Genomic DNA, 10,262 nt, shown 5'->3' on the forward strand with positions numbered 1-10,262 from the left:
AAGGCACCCCGGTGACCACCCCCGCGTCCACTTACCCGGAGATTCCCGCCGTCACCGACGCCGAGGAGCTGACCTGCGATGTCCTCGTCATCGGCGGCGGCACCGCCGGCACCATGGCCGCCCTGACCGCCGCCGAGCGCGGCGCGGACGTCCTGCTGCTGGAGAAGGCCCACGTCCGGCACTCCGGCGCGCTCGCCATGGGCATGGACGGCGTCAACAACGCGGTCATCCCCGGCCGCGCCGAACCCGATGACTACGTCGCCGAGATCACCCGCGCCAATGACGGCATCGTCGACCAGTCCACCGTCCGCCAGACCGCGACCCGCGGGTTCGCGATGGTCCAGCGGCTGGAGTCGTACGGGGTCAAGTTCGAGAAGGACGAGCACGGAGAGTACGCGGTCCGCCAGGTCCACCGCTCCGGCTCGTACGTACTGCCGATGCCAGAGGGCAAGGACGTCAAAAAGGTCCTCTACCGGCAGTTGCGGCGGCGCGAGATGCGGGAGCGGATCCGGATCGAGAACCGGGTGATGCCGGTGCGGATCCTGACCGCCGGGGGGCGGGCCGTGGGCGCCGCCGGCTTCCATACCCGCACCGGCGCCTTCGTCACCGTCCGCGCGGGCGCGGTCATCCTGGCCACCGGCGCCTGCGGCCGGCTCGGTCTGCCCGCCTCCGGCTATCTCTACGGCACCTACGAGAACCCCACCAACGCCGGCGACGGGTACGCCATGGCCTACCACGCGGGGGCCGAGCTGACCGGCATCGAGTGCTTCCAGATCAACCCTCTGATCAAGGACTACAACGGCCCGGCCTGCGCCTACGTCGCCAACCCCTTCGGCGGCTACCAGGTCAACCGGCACGGCGAGCGGTTCGTCGACTCCGACTACTGGTCGGGGCAGATGATGGCCGAGTTCGCCGACGAGGTCGCCAGTGACCGCGGCCCGGTCTACCTCAAGCTCAGCCATCTCCCCGAGGAGTCGGTCTCCGCTCTGGAGTCGATCCTGCACTCCACCGAGCGTCCCACCCGGGGCACCTTCCACGCCGGCCGCGGGCACGACTACCGCACCCACGACATCGAGATGCACATCTCCGAGATCGGCCTGTGCGGCGGCCACTCCGCCTCCGGCGTCCGCGTCGACGACCACGCCCGTACGACCGTCCCCCGCCTGTACGCCGCCGGCGACCTCGCCTGCGTCCCGCACAACTACATGATCGGTGCCTTCGTCTTCGGCGACCTCGCGGGCGCGGACGCCGCCCAGTACACGGCGTACGACGGGGAGCTTCCCGCGGACCAGGTGCGCGAGGCGCACGAGCTGATCTACCGCCCGCTGCGCAACCCGGACGGTCCGCCGCAGACCCAGGTCGAGTACAAGCTGCGCCGTTTCGTGAACGATTACGTCGCACCGCCGAAGTCCGGTGCGCGGCTCTCCCTCGCCCTGGAGGCCTTCGAGCGGATGCGCGCCGACATCGCCGACATGGGCGCCCGCACCCCGCACGAGCTGATGCGCTGCGCCGAGGTCAGCTTCATCCGGGACTGCGCCGAGATGGCCGCCCGCGCCTCTCTCGCCCGCACCGAGTCCCGCTGGGGCCTCTACCACGACCGTCTCGACCACCCCGGACGCGACGATGTCTCCTGGTTCCACCATCTCGATCTGCACAAGTCCCCCTTTGGTGCAATGGAGTTCACGGTCCGCCCCGTGGCTCCGTATCTGGTCCCGGTCGAGGAGTTCACACCGGTCGGCGGTCCCTCCCGCCGGCTGGGCGAGGTCCGTCCCGAGCACGTGGCCACGGCCGGGCCGCGCGAGGTGGCACCGGTCGCGGCAGGACCGACGTCCACGCGTGCCACCGCCTCCGCCGACCGGGCCGGCGTCGTGGGCACCGCCTCGCCCCGGCTCCTCGAACTGCTGGAGCTTGCCGAGGCGGAACCCGAACTCTCCGTGGTCCAGCCCTACTTGGCCGATCCGGACCCCGCCGTCCGCCGTACGGCCGTCTCGGTCCTCACCGAGACCGTCCCGCCCGGCACCGGGCTGGCCCTGGCCGGTGCCCTCGCCGATCCCGACGCCGAGGTCCGCGCGTCCGCCGCGTCCTCACTGCGCGAACTGGTCGAGACCCTGCCGCCCGAACCCGCCCTGGGTACCGCCCTCAACGGTGCCCTCGGCGCGACCGACCCCGTGGTCCGCGCCGCCACCCTCGATGTGCTGCGCGCCCTGCGGCTCGGCGACGGCGGGGTGTTCGCCGCGGCGCTGGAGGACCCCGACATCGCCGTCCGTACCGAGGCCATACGGGCGCTCGTCTCCGTCGACGCGGTGCGGCCGCTGGCGGGTGCAGCAGGCGATCCGTCCCGGGAGGTCCGGGTCACCGTGGCCAAGGCCCTGGCCGCCGTCGGCCGGGCGTCCCTGACCGCGGGCGACCGCGAGCTGCTGGCCGCCACCCTGGACGGGCTCACCGAGGACATCGATCCGCTGGTACGCGGCGCCGCACTGGCCGCGCTGGCCGACGTCGGCTGCCCGGCCCCGCTCGCCGTCCGCGCCGTGGCCGCGCTGTCCGACCGGGCCTGGCAGGTCCGTTCCGGCGCCGCCACCGCGCTGTCGGCCGCGGCCGCCGAGACGGCCGTCCCCGCCCTGGCCGAGGCGCTCGCCGACCCGAACGCAGATGTGCGCAAGGCGGCGGTGCTGGCCTTGACCCGGCACCGGGCCACGACGGAGGCGCGTGCGGCCCTCGCCACGGCCACGGCCGATTCGGACGCGGACGTCAGGGCCTACGCGGCGCGGGGCCTGTGACAGCCGCTCCGCCCGGCGGGCCGGGGCTATATCCAGTCGTCGGGCTCGGGCTCCTGGTCCGCCTCCGGCCAGTCGGCGTCCTGCGTGTCGCCGGCGGCCGGAGCCGGCCCGTCCAGGGAGGCCAGCACGGCCAGCACGCCCTCCCCGTACGTCGCCAGCTTCTTCTCGCCGACACCGCTGACGGTGCCCAGCTCACGCACCGAACCGGGCCTGCGGCTGACGATCTCTCGCAGGGTGGCGTCGTGGAAGATGACGTACGCCGGCACGCCCTGCTCGCGGGCCTGCTCGGCGCGCCAGGCGCGCAGCGCCTCGAAAGCGGGCAGCAGTTCGTCGGGCAGCTCGGCCGCGGCTGTCTTGGCCTTGCGGTCGCCACCGGAGGCGCCTGCCGACCGCGACCGGGAGGCGGCGGGCTTCTTCGGCTCCTTGCGCAGCGGCACCTCCCGCTCCCGCCGCAGTACGGAGCCGCTCGCCTCGGTGAGCACCAGGGTGCCGTACTCCCCCTCGACCGCGAGCAGTCCCTGGGCCAGCAGCTGCCGGATGACGCCCCGCCACTCGGTTTCGGTGAGGTCCTGGCCGATGCCGAAGACGGACAGCTGGTCGTGGTCGAACTGGATGACCTTGCCGGTGCGCTTGCCGAGCAGGATGTCGACGATCTGTACCGCGCCGAACTTCTGCCCGCGCTCCCGCTGCAGCCGTACCACCGTCGACAGCACCTTCTGCGCGGCGATCGTGCCGTCCCAGGTCTCCGGCGGGGTGAGGCAGGTGTCGCAGTTGCCGCAGCCAGCGGCATCGGGTTCCTGGCCGAAGTAGGCGAGCAGCTGGCCACGACGGCACTGGGCCGTCTCGCACAGCGCGAGCATGGAGTCGAGGTGGGCGGTGGCCCGGCGGCGGAACGCCTCGTCGCCCTCGCCGGACTGGATCAGCTTGCGCTGCTGTATGACGTCGTTCAGGCCGTACGCCATCCACGCCGTGGACGGCAGTCCGTCGCGGCCTGCGCGGCCGGTCTCCTGGTAGTAGCCCTCGATCGACTTGGGCAGGTCCAGGTGGGCGACGAACCGTACGTCCGGCTTGTCGATGCCCATGCCGAAGGCGATGGTCGCCACCACGACCAGGCCCTCATCACGCAGGAAGCGGGACTGGTGGGTGGCGCGCATACTCGCGTCCAGGCCCGCGTGATACGGCACCGCGTCGATGCCGTTGGCGGTCAGGAACTCCGCCGTGCGCTCCACCGAATTGCGCGACAGGCAGTACACGATGCCGGCATCGCCCGCGTGCTCCTGCGTGAGGAAGGCGAGCAGCTGCTTCCTGGGATCGGCCTTGGGCACGATCCGGTACTGGATGTTGGGCCGGTCGAAGCTGGCGACGAAATGGCGGGCCGTCGGCAGGTTCAGCCGCTGGGTGATCTCCTCATGGGTGGCACGGGTTGCCGTGGCGGTGAGGGCGATCCGCGGGACGTCGGGCCAGCGCTCGCCGAGGAGGGACAACGCGAGGTAGTCGGGGCGGAAGTCGTGACCCCACTGGGACACACAGTGCGCCTCGTCGATCGCGAAGACGGAGATCTTGCCGCGCGAGAGCAGGTCGAGAGCGGTGTCCAGACGCAGCCGCTCGGGCGCCAGGTACAGCAGGTCCAGCTCGCCGGCGAGGAACTCGGCCTCGACCACGCGCCGCTCGTCGAAGTCCTGCGTGGAGTTGATGAAGCCGGCCCGCACGCCGAGCGCTCGCAGGGCGTCCACCTGGTCCTGCATCAGGGCGATCAGCGGTGAGATCACCACGCCCGTACCGGCTCTGACCAGGGCCGGGATCTGGTAGCACAGCGACTTGCCGGCGCCGGTCGGCATGAGGACGACGGCGTCGCCGCCCGCCACCACATGCTCGATGATCTCTTCCTGCTCGCCCCGGAAGGCCTCGTACCCGAAGACCCGGCGCAGCGTGGCCAGCGCCTCGCTGTCGGCCGCGCCCGGCCCCTCGGTCACCTGTGGCATCTCGCTGATCCCGCCCGTCGCACCCATCGTCCTGGCCCCCGTCGATCCCCCGTGTGTCGTCTCTCGACCGCTGCCTCCACGATAGGGGTCCGGACCGACAGCCTCGGAGTTATCCACAGGACCGGTCCGTTCTCCTGGCACCTGCACCAGCACCGGCATCGTCCGCGGGCGTATGAAACTGGACGTGCCCTTCCCGACGGACCTCGACCTGACGCGGATCAAAGCACGCTCCGACACGTATCAGTGACCTCGGCCACACACCGCTGCCCGGCGCGCCCTCTGCGCGAGGGTGCCGGGCAGCGGCCTGTACGAGTGGAGCGTCAGCGCACGAACACCCCCGCCTGGCTCGCCAGGTCCAGGAAGTACTGCGGTGCGACACCGAGCACCAGCGTCACCGCCACGCCCACACCGATCGCCGCCATGGTCAGCGGGGACGGCACGGCCACGGTCGGGCCCTCCGGCTTCGGCTCGCTGAAGAACATCAGCACGATCACGCGGATGTAGAAGAACGCGGCGATCGCCGAGGAGATCACACCGATCACCACCAGCGGGGCCGCGCCGCCGTCCGCCGCCGCCTTGAACACGGCGAACTTCCCCGCGAAACCGGAGGTCAGCGGGATACCGGCGAAGGCCAGCAGGAACACCGCGAACACGGCCGCCACCAGCGGCGACCTGCGGCCGAGTCCCGCCCACTTGGACAGGTGGGTGGCCTCGCCGCCCGCGTCGCGCACCAGCGTGACCACCGCGAAGGCGCCGATGGTCACGAAGGAGTAGCCGGCCAGGTAGAAGAGGACCGACGAGACGCCGTCCTTCGAGGTGGCGATGACACCCGCGAGGATGAATCCGGCGTGCGCGATGGACGAGTACGCCAGCAGCCGCTTGATGTCGGTCTGCGTGATCGCGACGATCGCACCACCCAGCATGGTGATGATCGCGACCGCCCACATGACCGGGCGCCAGTCCCAGCGCATCCCCGGCAGGACGACGTACAGCAGGCGCAGCAGCGCGCCGAACGCGGCCACCTTCGTCGCCGCCGCCATGAAGCCGGTCACGGGCGTCGGTGCACCCTGGTAGACGTCCGGCGTCCACATGTGGAACGGCACCGCGCCCACCTTGAACAGCAGGCCCATCACGATCAGCGCGCTGCCGAGCAGCAGGAGCGCGTCGTTGCCCATGGTGTTGGCGAGCGCCGGGTCGACGTTGGTGACCGTGCCGTCGACGACCTGGGCGATGCGCGCGTACGACACGGAGCCGGCGTAGCCGTACAGCAGGGCGATGCCGAACAGGGTGAACGCTGAGGCGAACGCGCCGAGCAGGAAGTACTTGACGGCGGCTTCCTGCGACATCAGCCGCTTGCGGCGGGCCAGCGCGCACATCAGGTACAGCGGCAGGGAGAAGACCTCCAGGGCCACGAACAGTGTCAGCAGGTCGTTGGCCGAGGGGAACACCAGCATGCCGGCGACCGCGAAGAGCAGCAGCGGGAAGACCTCGGTGGTGGTGAAACCGGCCTTCACCGCGGCCTTCTCGCTCTCGCTGCCCGGTACGGAGGCGGCCTGCGCGGCGAAGGAATCGACGCGGTTGCCGTGCGCGGCCGGGTCCAGGCGTCGTTCGGCGAAGGTGAACAGGCCGACGAGGCCGGCCAGCAGGATCGTGCCCTGCAGGAAGAGGGACGGGCCGTCGACCGCGATCGCTCCCATGGCCGCGATGTGCGCCTTGGTGGTGCCGTAGCCGTCGGCCGCGAGCGCGACCACCGCGGCGAAGGCGGCGCACAGGGCTACGGCGGACACGAACACCTGTGCGTAGTAACGGGGCTTGCGCGGGAGGAATGCCTCGATGAGCACCCCGACCAGCGCCGCACCGACGACGATCAGCGTCGGCGACAATTGTCCGTATTCGATCTTCGGTGCCGGGATCTTCGAGATCGGGTCGGCCGCGGTTGTCCACAGGCTGTGGATGGCTGCTGTGCTCACTTGGCCGCCTCCACCGAGGGCTTGGGGTCGGTCTTGTGTACGTCGGACATGGTCTGCTTGACCGCCGGGTTGACGATGTCCGTGACGGGCTTCGGGTAGACGCCCAGGAAGATCAGCAGCACGATCAGCGGGGCGACGACCACGAGTTCACGCGCGCGGAGGTCGGGCATCGCGGAGACCTCGGGCTTCACCGGGCCCGTCATCGTCCGCTGGTACAGGAGGAGGGTGTAGAGCGCGGCGAGGACGATGCCGAAGGTGGCGATGACGCCGATCGCCGGATGGCGCGCGAACGTGCCGACCAGGACGAGGAACTCGCTGACGAACGGGGCGAGTCCGGGCAGTGAGAGGGTCGCGAGGCCGCCGATCAGGAAGGTGCCGGCGAGCACCGGTGCGACCTTCTGCACGCCCCCGTAGTCCGCGATGAGCCGCGAGCCGCGCCGGGAGATCAGGAAGCCGGCGACCAGCATCAGCGCGGCCGTGGAGATGCCGTGGTTGACCATGTAGAGCGTCGCCCCGGACTGTCCCTGGCTGGTCATCGCGAAGATGCCCATGATGATGAAGCCGAAGTGCGAGATCGACGCGTAGGCGACCAGGCGTTTGATGTCCCGCTGGCCCACGGCCAGCAGTGCGCCGTAGATGATGCTGATGAGTGCCAGGACGAGGATGACGGGCGTCGCCCACTTGCTGGCCTCCGGGAACAGCTGGAGGCAGAAGCGGAGCATCGCGAAGGTGCCCACCTTGTCGACGACCGCGGTGATGAGGACGGCGACCGGGGCGGTGGACTCCTGCATGGCGTTGGGCAGCCAGGTGTGCAGCGGCCACAGCGGGGCCTTCACCGCGAACGCGAAGAAGAAGCCCAGGAACAGCCAGCGTTCGGTGCTCGTCGCCATGTGCAGCGAGCCGTTCGCGCGGGCTTGCGCGATTTCCTGGAGGCTGAAGTTTCCGGCCACTACGTAGAGGCCGATCACCGCGGCCAGCATGATCAGGCCGCCGACCAGGTTGTAGAGCAGGAACTTGACCGCCGCGTACGAGCGCTGGGTCGAGGCCGCCTTCTCGCCCTGTGCGTGGGCGCGGTCTCCGAAGCCGCCGATGAGGAAGTACATCGGGATGAGCATGGCTTCGAAGAAGATGTAGAAGACGAAGACGTCGGTGGCCTCGAAGGAGATGAGCACCATCGCCTCGACGGCCAGGATGAGCGCGAAGAAGCCCTGGGTGGGCCGCCAGCGGCGGCTGCCCGTCTCCAGCGGGTCGGCGTCGTTCCAGCCGGCGAGGATGATGAACGGGATCAGTACGGCGGTCAGGGCGATCAGCGCCACCGCGATGCCGTCGACACCCAGCTCGTACCGCACCCCGAAGTTCTTGATCCAGGCATGGGATTCGGTGAGCTGGTAGCGGGCGCCGCCCGGGTCGAAACGGACCAGGACGGTGATCGCCAGGGCGAGCGTGGCGAGCGAGACGAGCAGCGCCAGCCACTTCGCGGCGGTGCGCTGCGCGGCCGGTACGGCGGCCGTGGCGACGGCTCCCACGGCCGGGAGCGCCGCCGTCGCTGTCAGCAGAGGAAAGGACATCGGTATCAGACCGCCCTCATCAGCAGGGTCGCGGCGACCAGGAGTGCCGCGCCGCCGAACATCGAGACCGCATAGGAGCGGGCGAAGCCGTTCTGGAGCCGGCGGAGCCGCCCGGACAGGCCGCCGAAGCCGGCCGCCGTGCCGTTGACGACGCCGTCGACCAGGGTGTGGTCGAGGTACACCAGGGAGCGCGTCAGGTGCTCGCCGCCGCGCACCAGGACCACGTGGTTGAAGTCGTCCTGGAGCAGGTCGCGGCGGGCCGCGCGGGTGAGCAGCGAGCCGCGCGGGGCGACGACGGGGACGGGCTTACGGCCGTACTGGGCCCAGGCGATGCCGACGCCGATGGCCAGGCACACCATGGTGGCCCCGGTGACTGCCCAGGCGCTGACCGGGGAGTGGCCCTCGCTGTGCCCGGTGACCGGCTCGAGCCAGTGCAGGAAGCGGTCGCCGATGCTGAAGAAGCCACCGCCGAAGACCGAGCCGACGGCCAGCACGATCATCGGGATCGTCATGACCTTGGGGGACTCGTGCGGGTGCGGCTCGGCGTGCTCGCCGCGGTGCTCCGCGGCGGGCTCCGCGCTCGGCGCCTCCGGAGAGCGAGTGGGTTGGTTCTTCCAACGCTCCTCTCCGAAGAACGTCATCAGCATCACGCGCGTCATGTAGAAGGCGGTGATGGCCGCGCCCAGCAGGGCAGCGCCGCCGAGGATCCAGCCCTCGGTGCCGCCCTTGGCGAAGGCCGCCTCGATGATCTTGTCCTTGGAGAAGAAGCCGGACAGGCCGGGGAAGCCGATGATGGCGAGGTAGCCGAGGCCGAAGGTGATGAAGGTGACCGGCATGTACTTCCTGAGGCCGCCGTACTTGCGCATGTCGACCTCGTCGTTCATGCCGTGCATGACGGAGCCGGCACCCAGGAACAGCCCGGCCTTGAAGAAGCCGTGCGTCACCAGGTGCATGATCGCGAAGACATAGCCGATGGGGCCGAGGCCCGCCGCCAGGACCATGTAGCCGATCTGCGACATGGTCGAACCAGCCAGCGCCTTCTTGATGTCGTCCTTCGCACAACCGACGATCGCACCGAAGAGGAGCGTGACCGCGCCGACCACCGTGACGGCCAGCTGGGCATCGGGTGCCGCGTTGAAGATGGCGCCGGAGCGGACGATGAGATACACGCCCGCGGTCACCATCGTCGCCGCGTGGATCAGGGCCGAGACCGGGGTCGGGCCCTCCATGGCGTCTCCGAGCCAGGACTGCAGCGGCACCTGGGCCGACTTGCCACAGGCGGCGAGGAGCAGCATCAGGCCGATCGCGGTGAGCTTGCCCTCGGAGGTGTCAGCGGCGTGGCTGAGGACCGGGCCGAAGGCGAAGCTGCCGAAGGTGGTGAACATCAGCATGATCGCGATCGACAGGCCCATGTCGCCGACGCGGTTGACCAGGAAGGCTTTCTTCGCGGCCGTCGCGGCGCTGGGCTTGTGCTGCCAGAAGCCGATCAGCAGGTACGAGGCGAGGCCGACGCCCTCCCAGCCGACGTACAGCAGCAGGTAGTTGTCGGCGAGGACGAGCAGCAGCATCGCCGCGAGGAACAGGTTCAGGTAGCCGAAGAAGCGGCGGCGCCGCTCGTCGTGCTCCATGTACCCGACCGAGTACAGGTGGATCAGTGAGCCGACGCCTGTGATGAGCAGGACGAACGTCATCGACAGCTGATCCAGGCGGAAGGTGACGTCCGCCTGGAAGCCCGCCACCGGGACCCAGCTGAACAGGTGTTGCATCAGGGTCCGGTGATCGGTCCCCTTGCCCAGCAGGTCGGCGAAGAGGACGAGACCGATGGCGAAGGAGACGAACGACAGCAGCGTGCCGATCCAGTGGCCGACGCGGTCCAGGCGCCGGCCGCCGACCAGGAGGACGGCCGCTCCGAGCAGGGGCGCCGCGATGAGCAGCGCGATCAGGTTCTCCACGATTCTTCCGACC

Annotated in this window: 5 protein-coding genes; 1 reads left to right on the forward strand and 4 read right to left on the reverse strand. The window is 70.2% G+C overall.

Annotation, left to right across the window (positions count from 1 at the left end):
• Positions 1 to 11: 11 nt before the first annotated feature.
• Positions 12 to 2,777, forward strand: coding sequence for a fumarate reductase/succinate dehydrogenase flavoprotein subunit (locus tag BFF78_RS18000; RefSeq protein ID WP_069779292.1), 2,766 nt, complete (start codon positions 12 to 14; stop codon positions 2,775 to 2,777).
• A gap of 26 nt (positions 2,778 to 2,803) precedes the next feature.
• On the opposite strand, the gene recQ is transcribed toward BFF78_RS18000, so the two are convergent.
• The 4 genes from recQ to nuoL all read right to left on the reverse strand — a co-directional run bounded on the left by recQ (position 2,804) and on the right by nuoL (position 10,249).
• On the reverse strand, positions 2,804 to 4,786 hold the full coding sequence (gene recQ, locus BFF78_RS18005; protein WP_069779293.1) for a DNA helicase RecQ: 1,983 nt from the start codon (positions 4,784 to 4,786) through the stop codon (positions 2,804 to 2,806).
• A 293-nt stretch (positions 4,787 to 5,079) separates the two neighbouring features.
• On the reverse strand, positions 5,080 to 6,729 hold the full coding sequence (gene nuoN, locus BFF78_RS18010; RefSeq protein WP_069779294.1) for an NADH-quinone oxidoreductase subunit NuoN: 1,650 nt from the start codon (positions 6,727 to 6,729) through the stop codon (positions 5,080 to 5,082).
• The gene (locus tag BFF78_RS18015; protein ID WP_069779295.1) at positions 6,726 to 8,297 is read right to left on the reverse strand and encodes an NADH-quinone oxidoreductase subunit M; all 1,572 of its coding nucleotides are present in this window, start codon (positions 8,295 to 8,297) and stop codon (positions 6,726 to 6,728) included. Before BFF78_RS18015 ends, nuoN begins: the two co-directional genes overlap by 4 nt.
• 5 nt (positions 8,298 to 8,302) lie before the next feature.
• Complete coding sequence (gene nuoL / locus BFF78_RS18020; protein ID WP_069779296.1) at positions 8,303 to 10,249, reverse strand: NADH-quinone oxidoreductase subunit L; 1,947 nt, start codon at positions 10,247 to 10,249, stop codon at positions 8,303 to 8,305.
• Positions 10,250 to 10,262: the final 13 nt, after the last annotated feature.

The sequence above is a fragment of the Streptomyces fodineus genome (genome assembly GCF_001735805.1).
In the GTDB taxonomy this organism is placed as follows: Bacteria; Actinomycetota; Actinomycetes; order Streptomycetales; family Streptomycetaceae; genus Streptomyces; species Streptomyces fodineus.

What these genes read in the sequence shown, in the direction of transcription:
- recQ (WP_069779293.1), bottom strand. Translation starts at nt 4,786, where the DNA reads ATGGGTGCGACGGGCGGGATCAGCGAGATGCCACAGGTGACCGAGGGG.
- BFF78_RS18015 (WP_069779295.1), bottom strand. Translation starts at nt 8,297, where the DNA reads ATGTCCTTTCCTCTGCTGACAGCGACGGCGGCGCTCCCGGCCGTGGGA.